Raw genomic sequence first — 25573 nt, 5'->3', positions numbered from 1 at the left:
TCCGAGATTCTAGCCCAGGAGGGTGTTCGACCATGAGCGAATTGACTCACTTCGACCGCAACGGCGAAGCCCACATGGTCGATGTAGGAAGCAAGGACGAGACCCTGCGAGTCGCCGTTGCCGAAGGGCGCATCCACATGCGCGTGGAAACGCTGGATCTGGTGCGCCGCGGCGGACACCGCAAGGGCGATGTGCTCGGTATCGCGCGTATCGCCGGCATCATGGGCGCCAAGCGCACCTCCGAGCTGATTCCGCTATGCCATCCGATCGGTCTGACGCACCTGGAACTGGACCTGCGCGCCGAGACTTCGCCACCGGCGGTGTACTGCCGCGCGCGCGCCGAGACCCGCGGGCGTACCGGCGTTGAGATGGAGGCGCTGACCGCGGTGCAGGTGGCGCTGTTGACCGTCTACGACATGTGCAAGGCGGTCGACCGCGCGATGCAGATCGACGGGGTGCGCCTGCTGCGCAAGTCCGGCGGCAAGAGCGGAGACTGGGCGGCCGGCGGCGAGTAGTCCGCCGTCGTCACAGTGCATTGCCGGCCAGCGCGAGGCGTAGGCCGAAACCGATCAGCAGGGAAGCGAAGAGGCCGTTGCGCAAGCGTTGCAGCGTTCTGCTGCGGGCGGCCACGCGGCCTATGGCGCCGCCGGCCAAGGCGTAGACGACATCGAAGCCCAGACCGAGCGCGACGAGTAGCGTTCCCAGCAGGCCGAACTGGACGAATACGGTGCCTTGCCCCGGATGCACGAACTGCGGCAGCAATACCGAACAGAACAGCAGTGCCTTCGGATTCAGCAGATTGGTCAGCAGGCCGCGGCGCAGCGACGCTGCCGGCGTTGGCGCCTGTCGTCGGGTCTCGCCGTGCGCCGGATCGGTCGGCGCCGTCGGTGCCCGCAGCACCCGGATTCCCAGCAGGATCAGATAGCCGGCGCCGATCAGACGCACCGCATCGAACACCCAGGGCGAGGCCTTGAATAACGCGGCCAATCCCACTGCAGCCAGTGTCACGTGCGCGGCCCGGGCCATGGCCAGGCCGAGTGCCGTGGCAAGCGCGTGAATTCTTCCGCGTACGGCCGCCGTCTCCAGCAGCAGGATCATGTCGGGACCGGGGATCAGATAGACCACGGCCAGCGCCGCCAGAAATACTTCCAGTCCGCCCATCGTTCTCTTTCGCTCGGTAGGTACAAGAGCGGATTCTAGCGCTGAGGGCCGTAGTGGGTGCTTGCCAAATGAGCTATTAAATTACATTAAATTGGCATATGTTGTCGGAAACAGGAATTTTACGAGTTGGTTATGCCAAATCCAAAGATGGATGGATATGACAGGAGGATTCTGGAGCTGCTGCAGCGGGATGGGCGCCTGAGCAACATCGAGCTGGCCGACAGGATCGGTCTTTCGCCCTCCCCCTGCCTGCGCCGGGTGCGGATGCTGGAAGAGTCGGGGGCGATTCAGGGCTATGGGGCCAGGCTGGACCGTGATCGCATCGGCCTGGGGCTGACGGTGTTCGTCAACGTCAAGGTCGAGCGGCATCGCGACGAGCAGGCCGAGGCGTTTTGCGCTGCGGCGTCCGAGTTGCCGGAAGTCGTGTCGGCTCATCTGGTGTCCGGTGAATCGGATTTTCTGCTGCAGGTGGTGGTGCCCGATCTGAAGGACTACGAGCGCTTTCTGACCGGTACGCTGCTCAAGCTGCCCGGTGTCAGCGACATCCGCAGCAATTTCGCCATCCGGACGGTCAAGCCGGCCAGCCCGCTACCGCTGAACCATCTGGGACGGTAGCGGGCCGCGCAGGAGGATGGGGCGAGCGTATGGCGAACGACGACATGGTGACCGGCTTCACGCTTTTCCCCACCGAGATCGGCAGCTGTGGTATCGCCTGGGGCGGCGATGGCATCGTCGGCGTGTGGCTGCCCGAAGCGGACGAGCTGCAAACGCGCGGGCGCATTCTTGCGGCATTGCCCTCGGCGCACGAGGCGTCGCCGCCGTCCGAGGTGCGGGCGGTGGTCGATGCGCTGGTCGTGCTGTTGCGCGGCGAGGACAGCGACCTGGCGTTCGCCGAACTCGATATGGAACGCGTGTCGGCGTTCGAGCGCAGGGTCTACGAGGCGACCCGCGCCATTCCGGCCGGCGCCACGCTGACCTACGGCGAGGTGGCGGCGCAGTTGGGCCAGCCCGGCGCGGTGCGCGCCGTGGGGCAGGCGCTGGGACGCAACCCGTTTCCGCTGGTCGTGCCCTGTCACCGGGTGCTCGCCGCGGGAGGCAAGGACGGCGGTTTTTCCGCGCCCGGAGGGGTCGTCACCAAGCGGCGGCTGCTGGCGATCGAAGCGGCGCGGCTGAGCGGTCAGGGCGAACTGTTCGGTAACGATCCCGATGCGGACGTCGCGCCCGGTTCGAACTGAGCGCGGAGCAGGGGCGGCAGGCTTGGCCTGAGCGTCTGCCAGCCGGCGTAGAACTGCGCACTTGTCGGCATCATCGGCGGGCGCAATTCGTTGCGGATCAAGCCCGCGTCCGCGAGAGCGGCCTTGACCGGCGCCGGGTTCGGCTCTGAAAACAGGGCCGTGATGGCCGGCACCAGAGTGTGGAAGCGCGTACGTGCCTCGGCCAGCCGTCCATCGGCAATGGCCCGGCAGACACCGACGTATTCCGGCGGGGCGACATGCGCGGAAGCCGCGATCGCGCCGCTGCCGCCGAGGCACAGCGTCGAGAGGATGTTGATGTCGTCGCCGGCCAGGACGCGCAGCCGGCCGTCCAGTATCAGAGCCAGGGTCTGTTCCTGCGAGCCGGCGCAGTCCTTCACCGCCTGGATGCGGGGGTGGGCGGCCAGGGCCAGCAGGGTCTGCAGCTCGAGCTGCACGCCGGTCCGGTAGGGGATGTCGTAGATCACCAGCGGCCTGGCGCTGGCGTCGGCCAGGTCGAGGAAATGGCGAACGAGAGCCGCTTGCGACGGCCTGACGTAATACGGCGCCGGCGTCAGGACGCCCGCGACCGGCAGCGCGTTGACCCGCTCCAGCGCGGCGTGCAGATGCGCTACGTTCTCGTCCGCGAGGCCGACGATGACGGGAAGCTCGCCGGCTCGCTTCGAGCACCGTTTCCAGCACGGCCCGCCTTTCATCGGCATTCAGGGCCGCCGGCTCGCCGGTGGTGCCGAGCGCCACCAGGCCGGCTACCCCCGCGTCGGCATATATCTTCACCAGCGTGCGCAGGGCCGCGTGATCGACCGCCCCGTCTGAGAAGGGCGTGATCAGCGGAATCCAGATTCCGGAAAAAACCGACATGAATCACCTCCATAACATCGACCGCATCAATGCCGTGCAGAGGTGAAGGAAAGCGCTGGGGGAGTATTGCTTACCGCAAGGCCGCTCCGTCACTCATCTGACGGAACGGCGCCCCGGTCAGATGAGCAGCTGTTTTTTCGCTTTGACGGCCACGCACACGGCTCGGGCACCGACAGGTGCGCTGCGTGTGAGGAGAAAGTGGCCTAAGGATTCCATAGGACGGACTCTACGGCGTTCGGCTCGCGGCGGAAGTGATCGGGCTTCGGTCCGATTTTTCGACGGAGTCCTGCGAATAATTGCTCTCGCCGAAGTTCGGCGATGTGTTGTAGTAACGATGATGTCTCAATGTTCGAACGATATGCAAAGCGAGTCTGTGATGAACGAAGGTCTTTCCTCAACCACCCTGAACGAATCCATTGTCGTGGCATGCCCCGAAGGCGCTGCTGCGCAACTCATGTTGCTGTTCCATGGCGTCGGTGGGACGCCGCAGGACATGGCGCCGCTCGGTGAGCGTCTGGCGGCCGCGTATCCGCAGGCCTGCGTCGTCAGCGTATGTGCGCCGTTGCCCTCGGATCAGGGGAGCGGCTACCAGTGGTATTCGCTCCGCGGCGCGACCGAGGAGAACCGGCCGGCGCGCATCGCCGAGGCGATGCCGGCGTTTCTGCAGACCGTGCGCCATTGGCAGCAGGCCACGGACACGGATGCCGAGCGTACTGCGCTGGTCGGTTTTTCGCAGGGCGCGATCATGGCCCTGGAGTCGACTCACGAGGCGCCCCGCCCCGCCGCGCGCGTGGCTTCCCTGGCCGGGCGCTTCGTGCACCTGCCGGAGCCGGTCGACGATGCCGTGACCCTGTATCTGCTGCACGGCAAGAGCGATCCGGTGATCCCGTACGGCTACACCGTTACCGCAGCCGAATACATCGTCGCGCGCGAGGGTGACGTGACGGCCGACGTGCTGCCCTTCGTCGATCATGAGATCACGGCGGAGATGATCGAGGTGTTGGTCCAGCGTCTGCAGGCGCATGTGCCGCGCCGCTTGTGGCAGGAGGCCATGCGTCTGCAGGCGTCGGCGGAGTCGTCCTCCGGAAACTGAGGGGCGGCGCTCGCTACAGCCAGGCGCGCAGCCGCGCCGCTTCTGCCGAGGTGCAGTGCAGCGCGATGTCCGTCAGCTCCAGCCAGTCCGCCAGTTCCCTGAGCTGCAGCGCCAGCGCGGCCAGCGTCTCGTCGTCCAGGCCGGGAACTTCGGCGTGTACGGCGTGCACCGCCAGGCGTCCGTGGCGGCGCTCGCTGCGCAGGTCGACGCGGCCCGCCAGCCGCTCGCCATGCAGGAAAGGCAGCACGTAGTAGCCGTAGGTACGCTGCTGCGCCGGCGTGTAGATCTCCAGGCGGTAGCGGAAGCCGAACAGGCGCTCCGTGCGCTCGCGGGCCCAGATCAGCGAGTCGAAGGGCGAGAGCAGGGTGCCGGCTTCGACTCTGCGTCTGGATTTGGGCGTCTGGCGGCAGTAGGCGGTCTGCTTCCAGCCCTGTACGCGTACGGGCGTCAGCTCGCCGGCTTCGACCAGTTCGTTCAGCCGCGCCCGGCAGTCCGGCGCCTCCAGCCGGTAGTAGTCGCGCAGATCCTGCTCGATGGCGACGCCCAGCGCTTCGGCCGAGCGCAGCAGCAGGCGCCTCTGCGCTTCGCTTTCCTCGAGTTCGGGCCGGTCGAGCAGTTCGGCCGGCAGCACGTGTTCCGGCAGGTCGTAGATGCGCTCGAAGCCGCGCCGGGTGGCCACGGTCACCTCGCCGGCGGCGAACAGCCATTCCAGCGCGTGTTTCTCCGCGCTCCAGTCCCACCACGGGCCGGCTTTTTCCCGGCGCGTGTTGAGGCTGCCGGCGCTCAGCGCCCCGCGTTCGCGTATGGCCGCCAGTACGCGTTCGATCACCGGCCGCTGCTCGCGGCCGAACTCGGCCAGGCGCCGGTAGATGCCCTTGCCCTGTGCCGCTCGGCGCATGCGCCAGCGCAGCAGCGGGTAAAGCTCCAGTGGCAGCAGCGAGGCCTCGTGGCCCCAGTATTCGAACAGCGCGCGGCGCTTGCGCCGGCCCCAGGCCAGGTCCTCCAGAGCGCCGGGCGCATAGTGCCCGAGCCGGGAAAACGCTGGCAGGTAATGCGAGCGCACCAGCGCGTTGACCGAGTCGATCTGTACTACGCCGAGCCGTTCGGTCAGTTCGCGCAGGTGCCAGTGGCGCACCTGCGCCGGCCGTCGGCGGCCGAAGCCCTGTGCGGTGAGGGCCAGGCGGCGGGCCTGAAGCAGGCTAATGGACTCGATTTCGGGCATTGTCGTATGGCAGGGGGAGTGCGGAAGTTTAGTCTGCCGCTGCGGCAATGTGGTTTGCCGCGGGGATTGCTACACTACGGCGCCCAATCCCCGCAAACAGGCTCCAGCCAGCATGAAACCCTTGATCCGGCTTTTCTTCAGAACCGTTCGAGTCGTCCTGTCGCCGCTGATGGTGCTGGGCGACCGTTTGACCACGCCGGCCGGCATCGAGCACTCCGCCGAGGAGCAGGCGCGGGTCAACGAGGCGGTCGGGAGCCTGGCTCTGTACCACTATCAGGCCTGCCCGTTCTGCATCAAGACGCGGCGCGCTATCACGCGCCTGTCGCTGCCGATCGAGCTGCGCGACACACAGCGTGACGTTGCGCGGCGCGAGGAACTGCTGCAGGGCGGTGGCGAGATCAAGGTGCCGTGCCTGCGTATCGCCGAAGCGGACGGCAGCGTGCGCTGGATGTACGAATCCGACGACATCATCGCCTATCTGCAGGAGCGTTTCGGTGCGGCCGGGGCGCAGCACTGACCGATAGCCGGCGTCGAGCGCCTCGCTCTCTTATGAAGTGCTCAGTCGGGACAGTTTCAAGGCATTGACGAATTGCTGTACGCGGCGCTTGACCTCGTCGCGGGTGCGCCTGAACGGTGTGGAGGAGTCGTCGTCGCTGTCTATGGGCGGGGAAATGAGCCAGCGCTTTTCCACCGCGCTGTTGGGAATCGGCGCATGCAGCGTTTCCGTCGGGCCGCTGATGACGATGATGATGTCCGCCCACAGCAGCAGTTCGCGCGACAGCAGTTTTTCGCTTTGCCGGCGGATGTCGACGCCGTCCTCCTGCATGACCTGCACGGTCATGCGGCTGAGCGGCTGGTTGCGCAGGCCCGCGGACCGCGTCTCGACGAATTCGCCGGCCAGCGTCCGCAGGTAGCCTTCGGCCATCTGCGAACGGTCGCTGTTGCCTTCGTCGATGCACAGGACGTGCGGAAGGCGGCGGAAGGTCGAAGACTCTTTTCCACGCATTGCCTTATCCCTGGGAGAGCAGGCTGCGCAGGTCGATCAGGGCGGCCTCGGCGCGCGAGATGTATGATGCCATGACCAGCGAATAGTTGGGCAACAGGCCGAAACCACTGCCGTTGAGTATGATCGGACTCCAGATCGGCTGCTGCGTGCCCTGCAGATAGTTGATGGTCTGCTGCATGCTGACCAGCGCGTTCTTCTTGGCGAGTACGTCGTGGAAGTCGATCTGCAGGGCCTTGAGGAACTCGATCAGCGCCCAGGCCGAACCGCGCGATTCGTAGAACACGTCGTCGATCTTGAGCCACGGCGTTTTGGCAATCTGGATTGCGGCGCGTGGAGTGGCCTGGCGGGCGGCGCTGTCGCCGGCCAGCGAAGTGTCGATGCGCTGTTCGCCGACGCTGGCGGCGAGGCGCTGCGCGATGGCGCCGAGGCGTTTGTCGACCAGGCCGAGGTAGGCGTTCAGATTGTCGGCGCGGGCGTAGAACTGGGCGTCCGGCTGCTGGGGATTGCTCAGGCGGGCCAGATAGCGCTGCAGGTCGCGGATGCCCTTGCCGTACTCACGCTCCGAGGAGGGGAACATCCAGGAGTTGTTCGGAAAGTTGAACTGCGTCTGCGCGTCGTCCAGGTCGCGGTCGCCGGCCGACTGCGACTGCGAGCGGCTGAAGTCGTTGCGCATGGCCAGCGCCAGGTCGCGGATCTGGGTCAGCACGCCGTATTCCCAGTTCGGCATGTTGTCCATGAACACGCCGGGCGGAGCGATGTCGTTGCTGATGTAGCCGCCAGGTTTGTCGAGCAGGGTCTGCGCCACGCGGATCAGCGTGGCGGTGGTGACGTAGCCGGTCACCAGCTTGGACTTGTCGCCGCCGGCCATCTTCAGCGCGTTGGCCTGCACGTCGAACTGTGCGGGTTCGCGGCTCCAGTACCAGCCCAGGGCGAACAGCAGCACCGTCAACGTGATAAGAATCAGCAGCAGTGCGCGCCAAGGGCCGCGTTCGGCGAACCTGCGCGGGTGGTAGGCGCCCAGCAGGCGGCGTCCGAGGTTTGAAGCGTCCCCAAGAAAACGGCGCATGACCTCGATGGGACGTGCGTTCATGGCTGGTGTTTCCCCCATTATGTTTACGGCCAGTGTACCCAATATTCCATGTGGGGGCTCAGCCGGCTGCGCAGGGCGCGCAGGCAGGCTACCATACACACCTGATCGACCATTTACTGGAGCCGCGTGATGAAATGGCTGAAACGACTGCTGCTGGTTTTCGGAGTCCTGGTGCTGCTGGTGGTCGGTGGTGTCGCCGTTTTCGTGGCGACCTTCGATCCGAACTCCTACAAGGGGCGCATCGAGGAGATGGTCAAGGCCAAGACAGGCCGAACCCTCACCTTAGCCGGAGACATGCATCTGGCGATCTATCCGCGCCTCGGCCTGCGTCTCAATGACGTCAGCCTGAGCAATCCGCCGGGTTTTGGCGAACAGCCTTTTGCTCGGATCGGCCAGGCCAGCCTCTACGTCGAGCTGTTGCCGCTGCTGCAGCGTCGTCTGGTGGTCGACAAGGTAGTGATCGACGGGCTCGATCTGGCGCTGGAACGCAACGCCAAGGGCGTGGCCAACTGGTCTGGGCTGGGCGGTGCGGCTGGCGGCAAGGCGGCCGGCAGCGTGTCGCAGAAGGCCGAGTCCAGCCCGGCCGCGGCGGCTGCCGGCGCGCCCTTCGCGCTGGCCGTGGCCGGCGTGGAGATACGCAAGGCGCGCGTGTCCTGGACCGATCGTGTCGACGGTAGCCACGTGGTGCTGGCGCCGCTGGATCTCAGCGTGGGCCGACTCGCGCCGGGGCAGTCGGCGCCGCTCAAGCTCAGTTTCCACGTCGAGAACGCCAAGCCCGCGGTGGGTGTGGACGCGACGATGACCGCCCAGCTCAGCGCCGATCTTGAAAAGGGCAGCTATGCCCTGAAGAACATCGTGTTCAAGGCCGACGCCAAGGGCGACAGTCTGCCCCAGGGCGAGCTGAAGGCCGCCTTGAGCGGCGATCTGGCCGTCAGCGAGGCCAAGGGTGGGCAGATCCGGTTTGCCCCGTTCAAGGTCAGCGTCAACGATACCCAGGCCGATGGTTCGCTGAGCCTGAGCGGGTTCGCCAATCCGGCGATCCAGTTCAAGCTGCACTCGCCCTCGCTGAACCTGGATCACCTGCTGGCGACCATGGGTGGCGCGGCCGAGTCCGGCAAGGCGCCGGCCGCCGGCGGCAAGGCCTCCGCCAAGCCGGCGATGAACGGCAACACCCCGATTCCGCTGCCGGTGGCGGCGTTGCGCAAGCTGCACGTCGACGGCGAGATCAGCGTCGCTCATCTGGTGGCGCAGAAGCTCAAGCTGAGCGCCGTGCAGGCGGTGCTGAAGGCCCGCAACGGCCTGCTGCAGCTGGCGCCGGTGTCCGCCTCGCTGTACGGCGGCGGCTTCAAGGCCAACGCCTCGCTCAACGTACGTGGCGCCCGCCCGCAGTACGCGGTGGACGCCAACCTGCAGCAGGTGCAGCTCGGCGATCTGCTCAAGGACTATGCCGGCGACGCCTATATGACCGGCGTGGCCAAGATGAGCGCCAAGCTGGGCACCTCTGGCGAGACGGTCAACGCGCTGACGCGCGCCCTGGCCGGCCAACTGGCCTTTGCAGTCACCGACGGCGCGTTCCAGCGCTCGCAGCTCGCCGACCGCATCCAGACGCTCATGGCCGCGCTGCAGCAGACCAAGCCCGGCGAATGGAAGGACAACCGTTTCGCTTCGCTGACCGCTACCGCACAGGTCCGGTCCGGCGTGATCGACAACCGCGACCTGCTGCTCAACGCGGTCAAGTTCAAGGCCACCGGCAGCGGCACCGCCGATTTGGTCAAGCGCCAGGTCGACTACGTGCTGAGTTTCGCCAAGGCGCAGGGCAAGGGCGCTGTCATTCCGCTGCAGATCAAGGGGCCCTTCGATTCCCTGAGCTACAACGTCGATCTGGCCAGCGTCGCGCGCGAGGCGGCCAAGGCGCAGGTCCAGAAGGAACTGGACAAGCAGCGCGAGAAGCTCGAGCAGGATCTGCAGAAGAACCTGCCGAAGAGCCTCAAGGGCTTGTTCTGAGCATCGAATGCAGCGGCGCTGTCTGAGCATCCTGGCTTTGTGCCTGGCAGCGCCGTCGGCACAGGCCGTGGATTTTCGCGTGCTGCACGTGCACTACGGTAACGGCCTGCATGTCGAGCTGCGGGCGCTGGTGAAGGCGCCCATGCAGCGTGTCGATCGGTTGCTCAACGACTACGATGCGCTGGCCCGTCTGGTGCCCATCGTGACCGAGTCGCAGCGCATCGTCGGCGCTGCACCGGGTGCCCAGCGCGTTCGCACGCAGGTGCGCGGCTGCGTGTGGTTCATGTGTACCTCGCTGACCAACGTCATCGACGTCACGCGCACCGGGCCGGGTGCCTACCGGGCGGTGACCGTGCCGGCGCAGAGTGACTTCAGCGCGGGTGACATGGATTGGTCGTACAAGGCCGATGGCCGCTACACGCTGGTGAGCTTCGATGCGCGCCTCAAGCCGGCGTTGTGGCTACCGCCGCTGCTGGGCCCGTACCTGGTCGAGCGCAAGGTGCGCAGCCAGCTCATACAGGGCGTGCGCCATCTCGAGGCGCAGGCTCGCAGCCGCAAACCCGTTCTGTTCAACCGGCCGTCGACGCAGGGCGCACGGTGAGCCGCGACGCGTTCAGCCATTGTGTGCTGGAGTGGTGGCGCGAGTACGGACGCAAGGACCTGCCCTGGCAGCACGAACCCACCGCCTACCGCGTGTGGGTGTCGGAGATCATGCTGCAGCAGACCCAGGTCGCCACCGTGATCCCCTACTTCGAGCGTTTCATGGCGCGTTTCCCGAGCCTGCCGGAACTCGCCGCCGCACCGCTGGACGACGTGCTGCAGCACTGGTCCGGCCTCGGCTACTACGCCCGCGCCCGCAATCTGCACAAGGCGGCGCATGCGGTCGCCGAGGAACACGCTGGCGAACTGCCGCAGGATCTGGAGGCGCTGTGCGCTCTGCCGGGTATCGGTCGCTCGACGGCCGGCGCCATCCTGTCGCTGGCTTGCGGCCAAGTGCAGCCCATCCTCGACGGCAACGTCAAGCGTGTACTGTGCCGCTACCACGGCGTCGAGGGCTGGGCGGGGTCGACCGACGTGCTGCGCCGACTATGGACGTTGGCCGAGTCACATACGCCGGAGGGCGATGCCGGCCCCTATACCCAGGCGATGATGGACCTGGGGGCGACGCTGTGTACACGCGCTCGCCCGGCCTGCGAGCGCTGCCCCTTGGCCGAGGGTTGCGTTGCGCTGCGCGACGGCCGCCAGCGCGAGCTGCCGGCGCCGCGCCCGCGGCGGGCCTTGCCCGAGCGCGAAACCTGGTTCCTGCTGCTGCTCGACGGAGAAGGCCGGGTGCTGCTGGAGCGGCGGCCGCCGACGGGGATCTGGGGTGGACTGTGGAGCCTGCCGGAGGCGGCGACGCGCGAGGAGGCCGATGCATGGTTGCGTGTCGAGGCCGGAGAGGACGCCGTTTGGGAATCCATGGAGCCGCTTGCGCACACCTTCAGCCACTTCCGCCTCAACATCCGTCCGCTGCGCGCCGTGTGTCAAAGCCCTCCCGCCGACGGGGTGAAAGAGCAGGCCAGGGTCTGGTATAAACCCGGTCTGTCGCCGCCCGGGGGAATCGCGGCTCCCGTGGCCCAGTTGGTCGAGTCCCTGCCCGAAGCGTCGGACCGGCCGCAACCGTTTTCCTAGGAGTGAAGCAATGACGAGAATGGTGCAGTGTGCTTATCTGGGTAAGGAAGCCGAAGGCCTTGACCGCCCGCCCTACCCGGGCGAGCTGGGCAAGCGGATCTGGCAGCAGATCTCCAAGGAAGCCTGGCAGTCGTGGGTGCGCCACCAGACCATGCTGATCAACGAGTACCGTCTGAGCCCGATCGATCCCAAGGCGCGCCAGTTCCTCGAAGAGGAGATGGAAAAGTTCCTCTTCGGCGGCGATGCGGCCAAGCCGGAAGGCTACGTTCCGCCCCAGGGGGGTTGACGAAGGGCGCTCGCCCCGGTTTAATTCGCATCCTTCGGCCAGGTAGCTCAGTTGGTAGAGCAGGGGACTGAAAATCCCCGTGTCGGCAGTTCGATTCTGTCCCTGGCCACCATCAGATTCAAAGGATTAGGCGGCTAAATGCCGCCTTTTCTGTCTCAAGTCCCTCTATTCGTACCAGTTAAGTGCCAGTTATGCTGGGGCTAGACGCACATATCTATTATGTCCTGCCGGGCTACACTATGCTTGGTGATCGGGCTGATAAAGAAGGACGCATAGACCGGCATCCGCATAAACGCATGAGTGACCGGATCATCGTTCCATCCAAACAGCCGGGGTAAATCTTTCTCGGGTGCTGATATGCGGGCCGCGTATACGAAGCTTACCCCCGCGAACAACGCCAGAACTGAACCGGGCAAAGCCATTTGCAGATATGCGTCCTATGCGAAAGCGAGCCAACCAAAGGTCGCCAGTCTGAAAAGCATTTGAATGGCGCCGGGCTGTTTTTCGGACATCTTGGTTCTCGCAGCGGAAACTACTCCCCGGGGGTTATTGCCGTCACGCCGCGTCTTTTATTCGCAGTTCGACATGCATGCCGGCCGCTGTGACCATGTTGACCAGCGCATCGAGACCGAACAGGTTGATCTTGCCGCGCATGAGGTCGGACACACGCGGCTGAGTGACGCCAAACAGCTTGGCGGCCTGCGCCTGACTGAGCCCGGCGGCTTCAATGTGCTTCTTCAGCGCCATCATGAGCGCCGAGCGCAGCTTCATGTTCTCGGCCGCCTCGGGGGTATCCTCAAGGGCATCCCACACGCTGGCATAACGTTCGTTGTTCATCGTCCTAACTCCTTCAACAGATCGCGATACCGCCGCCCCGCCAGGTCCACGTCGTCCTTGGCCGTCTTCTGCGTCTTCTTCTGGAAGCAATGCAACACGTATACGGCATCGGCCAGCTTGGCGACGTAGACTACCCGGAACGCACCGGCTGCATCGCGGATGCGAATCTCCCGAACCCCTCTTCCGATCGAGGGCATCGGTTTCCAGTCGTCAGGGTCTCGCCCGTTTTGTACCTGATCGAGCTGGTGGCCGGCCTCTCGCTTCGCATCAGGAGGGAAGGCCCGCAGGTCGTCCAGTGCGCTGCCTCGAAATTCGACGGGCTTGGACGTCTTCATTGAAGGATTATACAAAATTTTATATAGATGTCAGCCCATCGATGAGGCAGATCACGAATGGTGCTAGACCCGCTTCCTGCGCCTCGGTCGGCGCTCGACCCTGACCGCAGGGACCTGCGGTCCAGGGCCGCCATGCTCGGCGCCCGAGCCATAATAGGTCGCCAGGCTTTACCAATTGCACCATTTATAGTTCAGTTTGAGGTCAGGAGTCGCCGCATCGTCCGCAGATAACTTTGAAAACAATGATTCAAAGCTTGGTGGCGTTAGAGGTATCTCCACAGACTATCAATTGCTAATTTTGCTTCAGTTAGCAATTCATTAGCTGTTGGAGTGACGTAAGACCAATAAGAGAGCGAGGTCGCGGGTTTTGCTCTTGATTGGTCTGATTGCTGCTGGGGATGGAGTGATAGGGTCAGCTGCCCTCTGAGTGCCTGCTGTCAGGAAATCAGCCACCAGAGGAACATGCAGGCGAATGCTCCCACGACGGCGGTTATGAGCGACCAATAAAACAGCCGTGCAATAATGCGGTCCAGTGTGGTTGTGTGCCTGTAGAGCAGGTCGACGTCGGGCAGCAGGCTTACTTTACCTTTGCTGCTTAGCCGGGCAAGCCGCCGTGGCCAAGCCAGGGTCTGCGCGACATTCACAATGTCACCCCCGCTGATGTATTCGAAACCCAGCTGACCCTTGGTTTCGACGTTCTTGCGTAAGCGCCTGACGGTGACCTGACCGAATACGACCCACAGGATCATTGCGACGAACAGCGCGAGCAAGGAAAGCCCGAACAGGTTCGTTATGTCGTCGTTGCTCATAAACTGGACAGCCAACGCATGATCATGTCATAGACGCTGCCGGCATGCTGCCCGGCCAGCCGGTCCATGCCGACAGAACTTGCCGCGGCCACACCTGCCACCGCAAGCCCACCTACGACCAGAAGAACCCAGCCCAGAGGGGTCGCCGCGACAGCAACTCCCAAGGCTCCTAGGGCGCCCATCCCAGCGTCCGTCACCGCGATGCCTACGCCTACACTCAATGCAAAGCCACTCGATTGAATGAACATCTCTCTTTCCCAGTTGCCACCTTCTTTGTAGCCCGCATAAATATCCCCGACGCGACTTCCAAAGTCGATGACCGCTAGTCCGTTTCCAAGGAACTTTGCGTGTCGCGCGAAACGAACCAGATCGGTGCCCTCGACACTGGACCCAAAATCGAGTCGGGACATCCGACCTGTGCGCCGGATGCGTTCAAACATGCGTTCATCATTGGCACGCAGCGTGCGTCGCTGGCGTTTTGGTAAGCGCGACTTGATCGTGTTGAGTTCGATTCGGAAGCGTCGGTTCAGATTGGCCTTGGCCTCGCTCAAGCGCATCTGGGCCGCTCCCTTGGCGATACCAGACGTCGCTCTCGATCGTGAGATGCGGTGATACTCTACGGACGCGTGTTGGTACGCCTCAACCGCCTTCTTCAAGTTTTCCATGCGTCTGGCATAGACATCTGCGGTTGCCCCTACGCCAGCCACTCCATACGGTTCCCAGCCCCTCATCCTGTCCGTCAACTGCGCTAGTGCGCGGGTGTTTTCGCTTCCGTATGTCAGAGAGAGTTCACCAAGCGTCTGGTTTGCAGGCTGTTGGGACAGCAGCCCCAGGACAAGGCGGTCATGGTTTGTTTTGCTTTCACCCAGCATGTACGCGGCATTGGGCCACAAAGTGTTTGGCGGCGTTGGGCTAAGTCCGTGAACGCAGCCGGGTGGCAGATCCAGCATGCGCTGTAGCGTGTCAACCTGCGTAGGCTGGCGGGGCAGGATGATAGTCGTCCTTATGGTCAAGCCTCAGGAGACAACAGAAAACTGGAGGCTATAAAAATCATATGAAGTAAATGGAAATAAGCTCTGGTGCGATCTTGCAAATGAACTTCGGAGCTGGATATAGAACTTATTCTCTGAGGACACGCTGAATAAATGGCTACGCTGGCGACTTGCCGGAACTTTCGCGCAGCGCCCCACGGCACTTTGGATACGTACTGCAACCCCAGAACACCAAACCCGCCCTGCTTCCACTCTTAACACGGCGTCGCACCATCGGAGATCCGTACTTCGGACAGGTCGGTGCTGCCGCGGATCGAGCCGGTGATGCTTCGGAACCCTTATCGGTCTTTGGTGCGCTGGGCCTGGGGGTGGGCTCAAGTTGCGATAGCTTGTCGGTTGCAGCGATCGCAGACATGCCGAGAATGCCGCCGAATTGCAGTTCCGATACGGATGGGTCGGGTTCCGACGAGGCAGCCGTGACCCCAAAATCTGGATCTGTGGGAAAACCTACTACGGTCGGCTCCTTCGCGCTTGCTTTGGGCTGCTGTTCCGATCCTTTCAGAGTTACGCTTTCCAGGGAATCGTAAATCCGGGTCCTCAACTCGTGGACTGTGTAGCCGTGCTGTGCGGGGACCTGCAGGAGAGGCACGCCCGCAGCGCGGCAGGCATTGATCAGGAAACGGTCGCGCTCCTGACGTTTGCGCTGCTTGTGCGATTTGTCGTCGAGTTCGATGGCGCACAGTATCGACAGGTCGCTTTTGGCGCAGAGCAGAAAGTCGAAGTGTTTCGACCGAATCCTGTTGAACGCTTCCTGGCGCTTGCCTTTGTCCAGGCCCTTTCGAGGTTGGATGACGTCTGCGACGCGGACCTTGCCGAAAATGCGGTACTGCTCGCCCACCGCTTGATCGAGTACGCCGAGAAAGGAGCGCTCCGCCGGTGTGAACAAGGCGGAGGTTTGCGTGTAGGGATGGTCGTCACCCTTGCCGCCGGGACGTTTGCCTTTGAGGCCGGTTAACACGGCAACCGCCACCAGGATAACCGCCGATAACAGCAATACCCAAAGCATATTCGTCCCTTATGTGGCTATATGGTTGTTTCAATGGTTTGTCAGGGACTCTACCCGCCATTGTTGCTTGTGTTCGTGGGTGGTTCGGGTTCCGTTGCATGTTGATAGTAAACGGAAGCCGTTGGTGCAAGCTGATTTCGCAAAGCCCGGAAACCCGTGTCGAGGGCGTCTGTGGTCGGTGTGCGCGTTGCCTTGGCCTGCCATGAGTGTACCCACTCCCGACCGTGGGGCGGGCACGCCGGCCAAGCGCAGGATGTGCCACGCCAGCGCCTGGTTGTTGGAAAGCGCGGGGATTGTGCGTCTTCGTCGGCCTGCAGGACGACGAGCGTGCGCAGGTTGGTGCAGGAAGCGAAGGTCCCGTCGCCGGCGGCGGGCTTTCCCACTCGCAGCAGAGCTTCGCGTATGGAGTCCGGACTGATGCGGGTGACCAGATGTTCCTCCGATTGCTCGAAAGTGTGAACAGATCCTAGATGATCTCCGGCAGCTTAGGCGGGGCACGCCGGCTCAGCAGATGCGCGCCGTCCTCGTGGAGGACGATGTTTTCCTCGTGCACCATGCTTCGATCAGGCGCGAGCGTCAGGTTCGGTTCCAGCGTCAGCATCATGCCGGGCGGCGGCGAGGCCTGTCTCGGTGGCGTGTTACAGCGTGCGGTAGGTGCTGCGTGACACGCCGTCGGCGCGGCCGACGGCGTAGTTGCGGTCAAGGTCTTATGAATATCCGTCGATTCCGGTCACCGGGGCCGCCGCCTTGCCGACCTCGAATCCGGTTTCCGGGTGTTGGTGCAGCCAATGGAGCAGCCGGACCAGCGCTGTAAGCTCGCTGTCGGAAAGCAGTCTGTCGTTCACGTCGCCACCTCCGGTTCTTCCGTGATGAAAGCCAGTACCTCCTGCGCGACGTGATCGAGATCGACCCCGCGGCGGTCGGCTTGGGTATGACGTTCATCGTCATCGTCGAACTGGAGCGCGAGCGCGCTGATCGGGTCGACGCGTTTCGGAGCAAGGCGATGAAGGAGCCGCTGGTGCAGTAGTGCTACTACGTCACCGGCGAGGGGGATTGCGTGCTTGTGGTACTGGCCCGGGGCATGAATCATTTCGAGGCCATGACGCGGCGGTTGTTCTTCGAGGACGCGAATGTACGGCGCTTCCGTACGTTCGTGGCGATGGGCGAGAGGTTCCATTCGCTGGCGGTGCCGGCCGCCGGGGCGCCAGGGGACGACTGACGGGCGGGCCAGGCCCCAGTCTGATGCGGCACGAAGCGTCTCTCTGAACCGTAACAGACGCTTCGGGCGGATACTTGGCAGCCCCGGAGTGCACGCCCGACTTGCACATACAGGCAAAACAGGGAAACTGTCTGTGCGCGCCGTCCTACGGTGCGATTGAGGGGGAACCAATTTGGCCGGGCAAGTGAACGGTCCTGATCTTGAGTCTCAGAATGACTTGCAGCGCCTGACCCAGATCTACAAGGCGCTTAGCGAGGTCAACCAGGCCATTGTCCGTATGAGCGACGAGGCGGAGTTGTTTCCGCTGATCTGCCGGGTGGCGGTCAAGTTCGGCGGCGCGCGTATGGCCTGGGTCGGTGTTCACGGGGCGGACACGGACCTCATCGTTCCTGTGGAGTCCTACGGCAGCGGCATCGAGTATCTCGATGGCATACGTATCTCCATCCGGGAAGATCTACCCGAAGGACGCGGACCCTCCGCCACCGCCTTCCGCGAGAATCACGCGGTTTATGTCAATCACTACATGCGCAGCCCGATCACCGATTCGTGGCGCGAACAGGAGCAGCGCTTCGGTTGGAACAGCGGGGGGGCGTTTCCGATCACACGCGGCGGAAGGTCGTATGCCGTGCTCGGCGTCTACCATACGGCCGAGGATTTCTTCGATGTCCAGACCGTCACCCTGTTCGAGGAAATGTGCGGCGACATCGGTTTCGCGCTGGATAATTTCGACCGCGAGCGTCAGCGCCGCGAAGCGCTGGAGGCGCTGCAGACCAGCGAGCGGCACTTTCGCGCCTATTTCGAGCGTTCGATGGTGGGCATGGCGGCGACCCTGCCCGACAAGAGCTGGATGGAGGTGAATGACGCCCTGTGCGGGATGCTCGGCTACACGCGCGAGGAACTCATGGCGCGCACCTGGGCTGAGATCACGCATCCGGACGATCTTGCCGACAACGGAGAGATATTCGGGCGCCTGCTGCGCGGCGAGATCAACGAATTCAATTTCGAGAAACGGTTCCTGCGCAAGGACGGCGGCGTGGTGAACGTCTATCTGGCCGCTCGCGGCGTGCGCAATGCCGACGGCAGCCTGGCCTATCTGGTTGTGCTGATCGAGGACATCACGCTGCGCAAGCAGGCCGAGGTGCGCGATCGCATGCGCCGCCGTGCGCTGGAGGCCGTAGCCAGGGGGGCGGAGCTGCAGAATGTCATGAACGAGGTCATTCACAGCGTAGAGGCGACCGATTCGGCGATGGTGTGTTCGATCCTGGTGCTTGACGAGGAGCGAAGACACCTGAAGACCGGTGCGGCGCCAAGCCTGCCGGCCTATTACAACGAGGGGGTGAACGGGCTGGAGATCGGCCCCGGCGTCGGGTCCTGCGGCACGGCGGCCTATACCGGTGAGCGCACCGTAGCCGAGGAAATCGCCACGCATCCGTTCTGGCCGGAGTCCTTCCGAGTGCTCGCCGCCAGGGCGGGTCTGGCGGCGTCCTGGTCGGAGCCCATCCGCTCGGCGGCCGGTCTGGTGCTTGGTACTTTCGCCATCTATTACCGCCATCCGGCAAAGCCCGACGCGCAGCAGATCGCGCTTATCGAGGATGCGGCGAACCTGGTCGGCATCGCGCTGGAGCGCCATCGTGCCGAGGAGGAGCGCAACCTGGCCTCGCTGATCTACCGCGGCAGCAGCGAGGCGATGCTGGTCACGGATGCGCAGAATCGCGTGGTCGCCATCAATCCGGCGTTCACCCGGGTCACGGGAAACGAGATCGATGAAATTCGCGGCAAGGATCCCGCCTTTCTGCGCTCGGGCAGACACGGCGAGGAGTTTTACCGCGAGCTGTGGGAGGATGTGAATAAGACCGGCTTCTGGCAGGGGCAGATATGGAATCGGCGCAAAAACGGCTAAATCTTTCCCGAGTGGCTCACGCTGAACACGGTGCGCGACTCCAACGGCGAGGTGCTGCGCTATGTAGCGCTGAGTTCGGACATTACCGACAAGGTGCGCTCTGACGAGCTGATCTGGCGCCAGGCCAACTTCGACTTCCTGACCGACCTGCCCAACCGCTACATGTTTCATGACCGCCTGGAGCAGGAACTGCGCAAGTCCCATCGCGAACGGTCGCTGCTGGCGCTGCTGTTCATCGATCTGGACCGCTTCAAGGAGGTGAACGACACGCTGGGGCATCAGATTGGCGACCGCTTGCTGGTCGAGGCGGCGGCGCGCATCAGCCGCTGCGTCCGCGAGTCCGATACCGTGGCGCGCCTTGGCGGCGACGAGTTCACGGTGATCCTGACCCAACTCGCCGACACCAGCGATGTCGAGCGCGTCGCCCTTCAGGTCATCGCGGCGCTGGCCGAACCCTATGTGTTCGAGACCGACTTTGCTTACGTGACGGCCAGCATTGGCATCACCTTGTATCCGCAGGATTCGGCCGATATCGAGCAGTTGCTGCGCAATGCGGACCAGGCCATGTACGCGGCCAAGAACGCGGGGCGTAACCGCCTGAGCTACTTCACGCCGGCGCTACAGGAGTCCGCGCGATACCGCCTGCGCCTGGTCAACGACCTGCGCGGTGCGCTGCAGGAGCGGCAGTTCTCCGTTTATTTCCAGCCGATCCTCGAGTTGGTCGGCGGGCGGGTGGTAAAGGCCGAGGCATTGCTGCGCTGGGAACATCCCGAACTGGGCATCATCGACCCACAGGAATTCATTCCGCTGGCTGAGGAAACCGGCCTGATTCTGTCGATCGGCGATTGGGTGTTCCGCGAAGCGGCCCGCTGGGCCAAGCGTTGGGCGGGACTGGGTAGCCACGATCTGCAGGTATCGGTGAACATGTCGCCGGTGCAGTTCCATAGCGACACCCCGTTGGTCTCGGATTGGCTGGGTCATTTGCAGACGCTTGGCGTCAGCGAGAGCTGCATCAGCGTCGAGATCACCGAGGGACTGCTGCTCAACGCCCTGCCGACCGTGACCGACAAGCTGCTGGCCTTTCGCGATGCGGGCATTCAGGTCGCCATCGACGATTTCGGTACCGGCTATTCGGCGTTGTCCTACCTCAAGCGTTTCGACATCGACTACCTGAAGATCGACCGGTCGTTCGTCCACAATCTGGAGCACGATTCCCATGATCTGGCGCTGTCCGAGGCCATCGTGAGCATGGCCCACAAGCTCGGTCTCCAGGTCGTGGCCGAAGGCGTGGAGACCGAGGTGCAGCGGCGCCGGCTGGCGGATATCGGGTGTGACTACGGTCAGGGTTACCTGTTTTCGAAACCCTTGCCTGCCGACGATTTCGAGCAATACCTGTTGGGTGTGGGGGCGCCGCGCACCGGATAGCGGCGGGGACATTTGCCCTTTGGCGGGCTTTACGGCAATCTTTCCCGCTCCTTTCGGGAGGGAATGGATTCCATGAAACTCAGCGTCGTCTATCCGGGTACGTTCGATCCGATCACCAATGGCCATACCGATCTGGTGCGACGTGGCTGCCGGCTGTTCGACCGTCTGGTGGTGGCGGTGGCGGAGAATCCGGCCAAGGGCACGACCTTCAACCTGGATGAGCGCGTGGCGATGGCGCGCGAGGTGTTGAAGGATCTGCCAGGTGTCGAAGTGGTGGGATTTCGCGGCCTTCTGGTGGAATTTGCGCGTGAACAGGGAGCCAACCTGATCTTGCGCGGGCTGCGCGCGGTGTCGGATTTCGAGCATGAGTTCCAGCTCTCCAGTATGAACCGCAAGCTTGCGCCCGAGGTCGAGAGCATCTTCCTGACGCCGGACGAGGCCTACGGCTTCATCTCCTCCAGTCTGGTGCGTGAGATCGCCCGCCTGGGCGGTGACGTTTCAGGCTTCGTCGCGCCCGGCGTAGAGGCTGCGCTGCGCAGCCGGCTGCGGTAAAATCCAGACTCCTTTACTCAGTTATTCTCGAGTCAGACATGGCCCTTTTCATCACCGACGAATGCATCAACTGCGACGTGTGCGAGCCGGAGTGCCCGAACGAGGCGATTTCCCCCGGCGAGGAGATCTACGTCATCGATCCCAAGCTGTGCACCGAATGCGTGGGACACTACGACACGCCGCAGTGCAAGGAAGTCTGCCCCGTCGACTGCATTTTAGTGGATCCCGAGCACGAGGAGACGCGCGAGCAGCTGATGGACAAGTACGAAGTGCTGATGGCGCAGGGCTGAGGTACGCCGGTCGGCGCATTCAGCGCTGGCAATGCGGGCAGTAGTAGCTCGAACGCTGTCCGATCACCGTCTGGCGGATCGTCGCGCCGCACTCCGGACAGGGTTCTCCGGCATGGCCGTAGACCTTCAGCTCGATGCGGAAGTAGCCCGGATTGCCGTCCTCGCGGGTGAAGTCGCGCAGCGTGGTGCCACCGGCGGCGATGGCTTCGGTGAGTACCGTCTTGGCCGTTTCGGCCAGTTTCGCATAGCGTTCCCTGGCGATTCTTCCGGCCGCCCGTGAAGGATGGATGCGGGCGCGAAACAGCGCTTCGTTAGCGTAGATGTTGCCCAGCCCGACGACGACGTGGTTGTCCATGATGAAGTTCTTCACCGGCCCGCGCCGCCCACGCGAGAGGCGGTAGATACGCTCGCCGTCGAAGGCGTCCGTCAGCGGCTCGGGGCCGAGTTTGGCCAGCAGCGGGTGGCGCAGCGGGTCCTCTCCCGTCCACAGCACGGCGCCGAAGCGGCGCGGATCGCGCAGGCGCAGGGTCAGTCCGCTGTCGAGCACGATGTCGACGTGATCGTGGCGTTCGGCAGGGGTCTGCGCAGGCAACACCCGCAGGCTGCCGGACATGCCCAGATGCAGGATCGCGGTGCCGGCGCGTGTGCGCAGCAGCAGGTACTTGGCTCGGCGTTCCACGGCTTCGATGCATTGTCCGCGCAGCGTGTCCGGCAGTTCGGCGGGTATCGGCCAGCGCAGCCGCGGGTCGCGCACCACCACGCGCTCCACGCGGTGGCCGAGAAGATACGGCTCGATGCCTCGGCGCGTGGTCTCGACTTCGGGCAATTCGGGCATGGAGTCAGACTTCCTCGGTGCAGGCGGCCGGCGTACTGCCGCGCTGCATGACCAGCAGGGCGAGCAGGATGAGTGCGCCGCCTATCCAGGTTGCGTAGGTGGGGCGCTCGTGCAGCCAGATGGCGGCGAACAGCGCGGCGAACAGGGGTTCGCTCAGCTCGACCATCTGCACCTGCGCGGGCGGCGCGTGGACGATGGCCTGCGTGGTGCAGTAGAAACCGCCGATCGAGGGCAGCAGCGCGAGTCCTCCGAGCAGCAGCCAGCCGGCCGGATCCAGGTGCGGCAGCGGAGCTCCGTCGGCCAGGTACGGCACGCTCAGATAAAGCGCACCGAACAGCAGCAGACGCCGGGTGACGGCGAGTCCGCCGCCCAGTTGGAGGCGTTTGGCGAGTACCGAAAACAGCCCGTAGCCGGCGCCGGCGAGCGCGGCGAAGCCAATGCCGACCCAGCTTCCCGGCGTGGCGACGCCGAGCAATACGGCGAGGCCGGTGCAGCCCAGCGCAAGCGCGAACCAGTGGTGGAGGCCGGGGCGGTCGCCCAGCAGCACCCAGCCGAGCAGCAGGGCCGTGAGCGCGGCGCTGGCCATGAGTGCGAGAACCACGTTGGCGGCGATTTCGTAGCGGTAGGCCTGGGTTTCGCAGAAGAACAGCACGAAGATGCCGAACAGGGCGCACACCGCAGCGGTGCGCAGCGAGGCGCTGGGTGTGCCTGCGCCGCGCACGAACGCTACGAGCGCGAGGCCGCCGATGAGACTTTTGTAGAAAGCGATGGCGGCCGCGCCGAGGCCGGCGGCCATGAGGCTTTTGCTGAGCACGCCGATGCTGCCGTTGAGCGCGGCGGCGCTGAGAGCGAAGAGGAGGCCGCGGGTGGCTGTGGGGCTACGCTGCATGAAGTCGGTCGGGGCAGGGGAATGCCGCAGTATCCGGGCTGCGGACGCCGGCCGCAAGCAGGGTTTCAGGCGTTTCTATGCTGGGCGAGGAGGTCGAGCAGCGCCTGCCTCGGCAGCTTGCCGGTGGCGTTGCGCGGCAGCGCGTCGACCTTGAGCAGCGGGCGCGGCAGGAACACCGGGTCCAGCGCGCGCGCGAGTGCCTGGAGGATCTGCGCTTCGCTCAGGCTCGGAGCGACGACAACCGCGCTCAAGCGCGGACGATGATCTTCGTCGGGCACCAGGAAGACACCGTCTTCCACGCCTTCTATGCCCTGCAGACGACTGTTGAGGTCGCCCAGGTCGATTCGCTTGCCGGCGATGTTGACCAACTCGCTCTTGCGTCCGCGCAGTTCGAAGCGCCCGTCCTGATGCAGGGTGACGTAATCGCCCATGACGTGCGGGGCCTCCAGTTGCGGTCCGTCCACGCGCAGCAGTTCGTCCGCCACGGTATCGACGGTGATGCCATCCAGGACGTTCCATGAGGTTTCGCGGGCGGGGCGCCGGCTGGCGACCGCGCCGGTCTCGCTGCTGCCGTAGACTTCGTAGACCGGGCAGCCGAAGACGTCTTCGGTACGGGCCGCGAGCGCGGGCTCCAGGTGGGTGGTGGAGCTGATGATAAAGGCTGTTTCGGGCCACTGCAGCTCCGCTTCGGCGCAGGCGTGCAGGTGTAGTGGCGTGGTCAGCAGTACGCGCGGCTCCTGCATCTCGGTCAGCGCGCCGCGGACGTCCTCGGGGTAGAAGGGGCGACCGCTGTGCACTACGCAGGGGCCGAGCAGTGGCTGGAGAATGCTGAACTCCAGGCCGAACATATGCTGTGGCGGGACCGTGGCGACCAGCTGATGGCGCTGTTCGTCCAGACCGAAGCGCCGCATGTCGAGCCGAGCGCCGGCGGCGAGCCGCTGCCAGCTCTTTGGGCTGGGCTGGGCCTTGCCGCTGCTACCCGAGGTGAATAGGACGATGCCGGCCTGCGCTGACGGCACAAGGGGACGCTCGTCGTCGGCCTCCGGCGGAGCGATGTCGGACAGGTCGAGGCGGTGCTGTTCCGGGCAGACGATGTCGCTTGAATGGTCGCTCAGGCAATAGGCGTCGTAATCGGTGGCGATCTCGTCGATCACCTGCGGGGCATGGCTGGGCGGCAGCAGACACACCTGTCCGCGCAGTTGCAGCGCGGAGAGCGCCACCATGAAATGGTAACGGTCGGCGCACAGGTTCACGGCGTAGCCGCGTTCGGGGAGGCGGGCCGCGGTTCGGGCCACGTGGCCGAGATATTCGCGGCGGCCAATGAGGCGGCCCTTGTACCAGGCCAGCGGCGAATCGGAATCGGCAGCGGCGAGCAGGGGCAGACTGTCTGCGTCAGGGGTCATTGACATGACGTTTGGTTGTGTCAATGGGCTCCATGAACACTCGCCGCAAATCCATTTGGCGCATGGCACGCAGGGTGTCGCGCAGGCCTGATTCGGGTTCGTCGCGCAGCACAACGCGGCGCAGTGCCACTTCGGCCAGGAAAAACAACGCCAACAGCACATAGTTGAGGAAATTGGCGAACAGTGACCAGACTTCCAGTGGAGCGTCCACCGCCAGCACGGCCGACAGCAGCGCCATGATCAGGCAGAACCACATCCACGACCAGCTGACGCGGCGGGTATAGCGCAGTGCGCGTTCGGAAGGGGCGGCGCGTACGTGCAGGGCGATGCGGGTGATCAGGTCGGTCCGTCCAGGCAGCAGCGTGCGGCCGAAGAACATCGCGGCGGCAAGGTTGATGGCGACCGGGGGCAGGAAGAGCATGCCGTAGAGGCCGGCGAATTCGAACATCGCCAGCGTGGCGAGCCCGTAGATGCCCAAGAACAGCAGGCTGCCGGTATCGCGCGTGCGCAGTGCCTGCAGCAAGCTCAACGCGAGCAGGGTCGTCAGCAGCAGGGCCGCGGGAAGCGGATAGTCATAGGTGACGCTGAGATGCGCAGTGAGTGCGTAGGCAACCAGCAGCAACGGCCAGAGTCGCATCGAGTGTACTCGCGTCAGTCGCGCCGGTTCTGCTCGATGTGCTGGGAGAGGGCGCGCAGGGAGGCGAATATCTGCTGGTTCTGGCTGTCGTCCGACTTGAGCTGGAAGCCGTAGCGCTTCGAGATTGCCAGCGCGAGTTCCAGCGCGTCGATGGAGTCCAGGCCCAGGCCGTCGCGAAACAGCGGCTGTTCGGGGTCGATTTCCTCGACGCTGACATCTTCAAGATTGAGCGAGTCGACGATGAGAGCGGCGACTTCACGCTCCAGCCCGGACATCTCTGCCATGTTATTCCTCTGAGCGACAACAGGTTCTTTATCGGGGCCCACTGGCGGTGCAGCGCACGACGCGGCGAATGTTAGCATAGCGTCCGCTTTGAGGACCTTGCTGTGGGGGTATCTACCCCGATACCGCGGACTCTTTTGAAAGAGTGCACACTGTGCCGAAGGAGTGTCTATGTCCAAGAGAAGGAAGTTCAGCCCGGAGTTCAAGCGTGAAGCGGTGGCCCTGACCCGCCAATCCGGTGTGAGTTGCCGCCAGATCGCCTTGGAGATCGGCATGAACCCGAACCCGCTAAGTCGGTGGAAGCGTGAGGCCGATAAGGCATCCGGTCAGGCGTTTGGAGGCTCCGGCATAACCTGTGACCAGGAGCTGGCTGCGCTCAAGCGCGAGTTGGTTCGGGTGAAGAAGGAACGCAATTTTTTACGCGAAGCGGCAACGTTCTTCGCCAAGGGATCGTCCTG

General features: G+C 64.2%; 31 protein-coding genes, 1 tRNA gene and 2 pseudogenes. 17 read left to right on the top strand and 17 right to left on the bottom strand.

The genetic code is table 11. The features are described from left to right. Nucleotides 1-32 precede the first annotated feature (32 nt). Nucleotides 33-515: a cyclic pyranopterin monophosphate synthase MoaC gene (moaC, locus tag P8014_RS07180; protein WP_337816631.1), complete on the top strand. Its 483-nt coding sequence runs from the start codon at nucleotides 33-35 to the stop codon at nucleotides 513-515. A 10-nt stretch (nucleotides 516-525) separates the two neighbouring features. On the opposite strand, the gene P8014_RS07175 is transcribed toward moaC, so the two are convergent. Then, on the bottom strand, nucleotides 526-1161 hold the full coding sequence (locus P8014_RS07175) for a LysE family translocator (RefSeq protein ID WP_337816630.1): 636 nt from the start codon (nucleotides 1159-1161) through the stop codon (nucleotides 526-528). A gap of 132 nt (nucleotides 1162-1293) precedes the next feature. On the opposite strand from P8014_RS07175, the gene P8014_RS07170 reads away from it, so the two are divergent. Both P8014_RS07170 and P8014_RS07165 read left to right on the top strand, forming a co-directional pair. Continuing rightward, nucleotides 1294-1776 carry an Lrp/AsnC family transcriptional regulator gene (locus P8014_RS07170; RefSeq protein WP_337816629.1) on the top strand — a complete coding sequence of 161 codons (483 nt, stop codon included), beginning with the start codon at nucleotides 1294-1296 and terminating at the stop codon, nucleotides 1774-1776. A 29-nt stretch (nucleotides 1777-1805) separates the two neighbouring features. After that, nucleotides 1806-2396, top strand: coding sequence for a methylated-DNA--[protein]-cysteine S-methyltransferase (locus P8014_RS07165; RefSeq protein ID WP_337816628.1), 591 nt, complete (start codon nucleotides 1806-1808; stop codon nucleotides 2394-2396). On the opposite strand, the gene P8014_RS07160 is transcribed toward P8014_RS07165, so the two are convergent. Beyond that, entirely contained in the window at nucleotides 2339-3115 is a 777-nt protein-coding gene (locus P8014_RS07160; protein WP_337816627.1) for a dihydrodipicolinate synthase family protein, read from the bottom strand. The genes P8014_RS07165 and P8014_RS07160 overlap by 58 nt on opposite strands. Nucleotides 3116-3648: 533 nt before the next feature. Here P8014_RS07160 and ypfH point away from each other — a divergent pair. Then, on the top strand, nucleotides 3649-4365 hold the full coding sequence (gene ypfH, locus P8014_RS07155; protein ID WP_337816626.1) for an esterase: 717 nt from the start codon (nucleotides 3649-3651) through the stop codon (nucleotides 4363-4365). Nucleotides 4366-4378: 13 nt separating this feature from the next. On the opposite strand, the gene P8014_RS07150 is transcribed toward ypfH, so the two are convergent. Further along, nucleotides 4379-5587: a crosslink repair DNA glycosylase YcaQ family protein gene (locus P8014_RS07150; protein ID WP_337816625.1), complete on the bottom strand. Its 1209-nt coding sequence runs from the start codon at nucleotides 5585-5587 to the stop codon at nucleotides 4379-4381. A 112-nt stretch (nucleotides 5588-5699) separates the two neighbouring features. On the opposite strand from P8014_RS07150, the gene P8014_RS07145 reads away from it, so the two are divergent. Then, nucleotides 5700-6104 carry a glutathione S-transferase N-terminal domain-containing protein gene (locus P8014_RS07145; protein WP_337816624.1) on the top strand — a complete coding sequence of 135 codons (405 nt, stop codon included), beginning with the start codon at nucleotides 5700-5702 and terminating at the stop codon, nucleotides 6102-6104. Nucleotides 6105-6134: 30 nt separating this feature from the next. Here P8014_RS07145 and P8014_RS07140 read toward each other — a convergent pair whose 3' ends face one another. Together P8014_RS07140 and P8014_RS07135 are read right to left on the bottom strand one after the other, a co-directional pair. Beyond that, nucleotides 6135-6593 (bottom strand): hypothetical protein, encoded by a 459-nt coding sequence (locus tag P8014_RS07140; RefSeq protein WP_337816623.1) that lies wholly within the window; start codon nucleotides 6591-6593, stop codon nucleotides 6135-6137. A gap of 4 nt (nucleotides 6594-6597) precedes the next feature. Further along, nucleotides 6598-7683: a DUF2333 family protein gene (locus P8014_RS07135; protein ID WP_337816622.1), complete on the bottom strand. Its 1086-nt coding sequence runs from the start codon at nucleotides 7681-7683 to the stop codon at nucleotides 6598-6600. 129 nt (nucleotides 7684-7812) lie between these two features. Between P8014_RS07135 and P8014_RS07130 the strand changes: the two genes are divergently transcribed. The 5 genes from P8014_RS07130 to P8014_RS07110 all read left to right on the top strand — a co-directional run bounded on the left by P8014_RS07130 (nucleotide 7813) and on the right by P8014_RS07110 (nucleotide 11756). Beyond that, on the top strand, nucleotides 7813-9687 hold the full coding sequence (locus P8014_RS07130; RefSeq protein ID WP_337816621.1) for an AsmA family protein: 1875 nt from the start codon (nucleotides 7813-7815) through the stop codon (nucleotides 9685-9687). 7 nt (nucleotides 9688-9694) lie between these two features. Beyond that, nucleotides 9695-10288 (top strand): SRPBCC family protein, encoded by a 594-nt coding sequence (locus P8014_RS07125; RefSeq protein ID WP_337816620.1) that lies wholly within the window; start codon nucleotides 9695-9697, stop codon nucleotides 10286-10288. Continuing rightward, the gene (gene mutY, locus P8014_RS07120) at nucleotides 10285-11358 is read left to right on the top strand and encodes an A/G-specific adenine glycosylase (protein WP_337816619.1); all 1074 of its coding nucleotides are present in this window, start codon (nucleotides 10285-10287) and stop codon (nucleotides 11356-11358) included. Before P8014_RS07125 ends, mutY begins: the two co-directional genes overlap by 4 nt. 10 nt (nucleotides 11359-11368) lie before the next feature. Beyond that, the gene (locus P8014_RS07115; protein ID WP_337816618.1) at nucleotides 11369-11644 is read left to right on the top strand and encodes an oxidative damage protection protein; all 276 of its coding nucleotides are present in this window, start codon (nucleotides 11369-11371) and stop codon (nucleotides 11642-11644) included. A gap of 36 nt (nucleotides 11645-11680) precedes the next feature. Continuing rightward, a tRNA-Phe gene (locus tag P8014_RS07110) sits at nucleotides 11681-11756 on the top strand. 443 nt (nucleotides 11757-12199) lie between these two features. Here P8014_RS07110 and P8014_RS07105 read toward each other — a convergent pair. From P8014_RS07105 to P8014_RS07075, 7 genes are all read right to left on the bottom strand, one after another. Then, a complete protein-coding gene (locus P8014_RS07105; protein ID WP_337816617.1) occupies nucleotides 12200-12481 on the bottom strand; it encodes a helix-turn-helix domain-containing protein in 282 nt (93 codons plus the stop codon). After that, entirely contained in the window at nucleotides 12478-12816 is a 339-nt protein-coding gene (locus P8014_RS07100) for a type II toxin-antitoxin system RelE/ParE family toxin (RefSeq protein ID WP_337816616.1), read from the bottom strand. The genes P8014_RS07105 and P8014_RS07100 overlap by 4 nt, the downstream gene beginning before the upstream one ends. Nucleotides 12817-13253: 437 nt before the next feature. Continuing rightward, complete coding sequence (locus P8014_RS07095; RefSeq protein WP_337816615.1) at nucleotides 13254-13625, bottom strand: hypothetical protein; 372 nt, start codon at nucleotides 13623-13625, stop codon at nucleotides 13254-13256. Then, nucleotides 13622-14575, bottom strand: coding sequence for a hypothetical protein (locus tag P8014_RS07090; protein ID WP_337816614.1), 954 nt, complete (start codon nucleotides 14573-14575; stop codon nucleotides 13622-13624). The genes P8014_RS07095 and P8014_RS07090 overlap by 4 nt, the downstream gene beginning before the upstream one ends. A 199-nt stretch (nucleotides 14576-14774) precedes the next feature. Next, entirely contained in the window at nucleotides 14775-15683 is a 909-nt protein-coding gene (locus P8014_RS07085; protein WP_337816613.1) for a DUF2726 domain-containing protein, read from the bottom strand. A 466-nt stretch (nucleotides 15684-16149) separates the two neighbouring features. Next, nucleotides 16150-16287, bottom strand: a complete 138-nt coding sequence (locus P8014_RS07080) for a hypothetical protein (protein WP_337816612.1) — start codon at nucleotides 16285-16287, stop codon at nucleotides 16150-16152. Nucleotides 16288-16390: 103 nt separating this feature from the next. After that, entirely contained in the window at nucleotides 16391-16528 is a 138-nt protein-coding gene (locus P8014_RS07075; RefSeq protein ID WP_337816611.1) for a hypothetical protein, read from the bottom strand. 50 nt (nucleotides 16529-16578) lie between these two features. On the opposite strand from P8014_RS07075, the gene P8014_RS07070 reads away from it, so the two are divergent. From P8014_RS07070 to P8014_RS07045, 6 genes and pseudogenes are all read left to right on the top strand, one after another. Further along, nucleotides 16579-16710 (top strand): hypothetical protein, encoded by a 132-nt coding sequence (locus P8014_RS07070; protein ID WP_337816610.1) that lies wholly within the window; start codon nucleotides 16579-16581, stop codon nucleotides 16708-16710. A gap of 12 nt (nucleotides 16711-16722) precedes the next feature. Then, nucleotides 16723-16902 (top strand): annotated as a pseudogene (locus tag P8014_RS07065) (Lrp/AsnC ligand binding domain-containing protein); the annotation flags it as partial. Nucleotides 16903-17119: 217 nt separating this feature from the next. Further along, complete coding sequence (locus P8014_RS07060) at nucleotides 17120-18802, top strand: GAF domain-containing protein (RefSeq protein ID WP_337816609.1); 1683 nt, start codon at nucleotides 17120-17122, stop codon at nucleotides 18800-18802. 30 nt (nucleotides 18803-18832) lie between these two features. Then, a complete protein-coding gene (locus P8014_RS07055; protein WP_337816608.1) occupies nucleotides 18833-20227 on the top strand; it encodes an EAL domain-containing protein in 1395 nt (464 codons plus the stop codon). 72 nt (nucleotides 20228-20299) lie between these two features. Beyond that, entirely contained in the window at nucleotides 20300-20779 is a 480-nt protein-coding gene (gene coaD / locus P8014_RS07050) for a pantetheine-phosphate adenylyltransferase (RefSeq protein WP_337816607.1), read from the top strand. 38 nt (nucleotides 20780-20817) lie between these two features. Beyond that, entirely contained in the window at nucleotides 20818-21069 is a 252-nt protein-coding gene (locus tag P8014_RS07045) for a YfhL family 4Fe-4S dicluster ferredoxin (protein WP_337816606.1), read from the top strand. Nucleotides 21070-21088: 19 nt separating this feature from the next. Here the strand turns inward: P8014_RS07045 and mutM are convergent, their stop codons facing one another. The 5 genes from mutM to P8014_RS07020 form a co-directional block, all read right to left on the bottom strand. Further along, on the bottom strand, nucleotides 21089-21904 hold the full coding sequence (gene mutM / locus P8014_RS07040; protein WP_337816605.1) for a bifunctional DNA-formamidopyrimidine glycosylase/DNA-(apurinic or apyrimidinic site) lyase: 816 nt from the start codon (nucleotides 21902-21904) through the stop codon (nucleotides 21089-21091). Between the two features lie 4 nt (nucleotides 21905-21908). Beyond that, nucleotides 21909-22793, bottom strand: coding sequence for a DMT family transporter (locus tag P8014_RS07035; protein WP_337816604.1), 885 nt, complete (start codon nucleotides 22791-22793; stop codon nucleotides 21909-21911). Between the two features lie 65 nt (nucleotides 22794-22858). Continuing rightward, nucleotides 22859-24196, bottom strand: coding sequence for an AMP-binding protein (locus P8014_RS07030; RefSeq protein WP_337816603.1), 1338 nt, complete (start codon nucleotides 24194-24196; stop codon nucleotides 22859-22861). Further along, on the bottom strand, nucleotides 24186-24833 hold the full coding sequence (locus tag P8014_RS07025; RefSeq protein WP_337816602.1) for a hypothetical protein: 648 nt from the start codon (nucleotides 24831-24833) through the stop codon (nucleotides 24186-24188). The genes P8014_RS07030 and P8014_RS07025 overlap by 11 nt, the downstream gene beginning before the upstream one ends. Before the next feature lie 14 nt (nucleotides 24834-24847). Next, complete coding sequence (locus tag P8014_RS07020; RefSeq protein WP_337816601.1) at nucleotides 24848-25117, bottom strand: phosphopantetheine-binding protein; 270 nt, start codon at nucleotides 25115-25117, stop codon at nucleotides 24848-24850. A gap of 169 nt (nucleotides 25118-25286) precedes the next feature. Between P8014_RS07020 and P8014_RS07015 the strand changes: the two are divergent. Further along, a pseudogene (locus tag P8014_RS07015) lies at nucleotides 25287-25573 on the top strand (transposase); the annotation flags it as partial.

Source organism: Acidihalobacter sp. (genome assembly GCF_037381185.1).
Classification (GTDB): domain Bacteria; phylum Pseudomonadota; class Gammaproteobacteria; order DSM-5130; family Acidihalobacteraceae; genus Acidihalobacter_A.
Note: the sequence above shows the minus strand (reverse complement) of the source record. Positions and strands in the feature narration are given on the sequence as shown.

Excerpts from the sequence above, each read along its gene's own strand:
- mutM (WP_337816605.1), bottom strand. The coding sequence starts at position 21,904 with ATGCCCGAATTGCCCGAAGTCGAGACCACGCGCCGAGGCATCGAGCCG.
- P8014_RS07125 (WP_337816620.1), top strand. The coding sequence starts at position 9,695 with ATGCAGCGGCGCTGTCTGAGCATCCTGGCTTTGTGCCTGGCAGCGCCG.
- P8014_RS07045 (WP_337816606.1), top strand. The coding sequence starts at position 20,818 with ATGGCCCTTTTCATCACCGACGAATGCATCAACTGCGACGTGTGCGAG.
- P8014_RS07170 (WP_337816629.1), top strand. The coding sequence starts at position 1,294 with ATGCCAAATCCAAAGATGGATGGATATGACAGGAGGATTCTGGAGCTG.
- P8014_RS07115 (WP_337816618.1), top strand. The coding sequence starts at position 11,369 with ATGACGAGAATGGTGCAGTGTGCTTATCTGGGTAAGGAAGCCGAAGGC.
- moaC (WP_337816631.1), top strand. The coding sequence starts at position 33 with ATGAGCGAATTGACTCACTTCGACCGCAACGGCGAAGCCCACATGGTC.
- P8014_RS07150 (WP_337816625.1), bottom strand. The coding sequence starts at position 5,587 with ATGCCCGAAATCGAGTCCATTAGCCTGCTTCAGGCCCGCCGCCTGGCC.
- P8014_RS07090 (WP_337816614.1), bottom strand. The coding sequence starts at position 14,575 with ATGCTGGATCTGCCACCCGGCTGCGTTCACGGACTTAGCCCAACGCCG.
- P8014_RS07145 (WP_337816624.1), top strand. The coding sequence starts at position 5,700 with ATGAAACCCTTGATCCGGCTTTTCTTCAGAACCGTTCGAGTCGTCCTG.
- P8014_RS07020 (WP_337816601.1), bottom strand. The coding sequence starts at position 25,117 with ATGGCAGAGATGTCCGGGCTGGAGCGTGAAGTCGCCGCTCTCATCGTC.
- P8014_RS07135 (WP_337816622.1), bottom strand. The coding sequence starts at position 7,683 with ATGAACGCACGTCCCATCGAGGTCATGCGCCGTTTTCTTGGGGACGCT.
- P8014_RS07130 (WP_337816621.1), top strand. The coding sequence starts at position 7,813 with ATGAAATGGCTGAAACGACTGCTGCTGGTTTTCGGAGTCCTGGTGCTG.
- ypfH (WP_337816626.1), top strand. The coding sequence starts at position 3,649 with ATGAACGAAGGTCTTTCCTCAACCACCCTGAACGAATCCATTGTCGTG.
- P8014_RS07025 (WP_337816602.1), bottom strand. The coding sequence starts at position 24,833 with ATGCGACTCTGGCCGTTGCTGCTGGTTGCCTACGCACTCACTGCGCAT.
- P8014_RS07175 (WP_337816630.1), bottom strand. The coding sequence starts at position 1,161 with ATGGGCGGACTGGAAGTATTTCTGGCGGCGCTGGCCGTGGTCTATCTG.
- P8014_RS07100 (WP_337816616.1), bottom strand. The coding sequence starts at position 12,816 with ATGAAGACGTCCAAGCCCGTCGAATTTCGAGGCAGCGCACTGGACGAC.
- coaD (WP_337816607.1), top strand. The coding sequence starts at position 20,300 with ATGAAACTCAGCGTCGTCTATCCGGGTACGTTCGATCCGATCACCAAT.
- P8014_RS07160 (WP_337816627.1), bottom strand. The coding sequence starts at position 3,115 with ATGCCGATGAAAGGCGGGCCGTGCTGGAAACGGTGCTCGAAGCGAGCC.
- P8014_RS07140 (WP_337816623.1), bottom strand. The coding sequence starts at position 6,593 with ATGCGTGGAAAAGAGTCTTCGACCTTCCGCCGCCTTCCGCACGTCCTG.
- P8014_RS07030 (WP_337816603.1), bottom strand. The coding sequence starts at position 24,196 with ATGACCCCTGACGCAGACAGTCTGCCCCTGCTCGCCGCTGCCGATTCC.
- P8014_RS07035 (WP_337816604.1), bottom strand. The coding sequence starts at position 22,793 with ATGCAGCGTAGCCCCACAGCCACCCGCGGCCTCCTCTTCGCTCTCAGC.
- P8014_RS07080 (WP_337816612.1), bottom strand. The coding sequence starts at position 16,287 with ATGATGCTGACGCTGGAACCGAACCTGACGCTCGCGCCTGATCGAAGC.
- P8014_RS07095 (WP_337816615.1), bottom strand. The coding sequence starts at position 13,625 with ATGAGCAACGACGACATAACGAACCTGTTCGGGCTTTCCTTGCTCGCG.
- P8014_RS07165 (WP_337816628.1), top strand. The coding sequence starts at position 1,806 with ATGGCGAACGACGACATGGTGACCGGCTTCACGCTTTTCCCCACCGAG.
- P8014_RS07085 (WP_337816613.1), bottom strand. The coding sequence starts at position 15,683 with ATGCTTTGGGTATTGCTGTTATCGGCGGTTATCCTGGTGGCGGTTGCC.
- P8014_RS07105 (WP_337816617.1), bottom strand. The coding sequence starts at position 12,481 with ATGAACAACGAACGTTATGCCAGCGTGTGGGATGCCCTTGAGGATACC.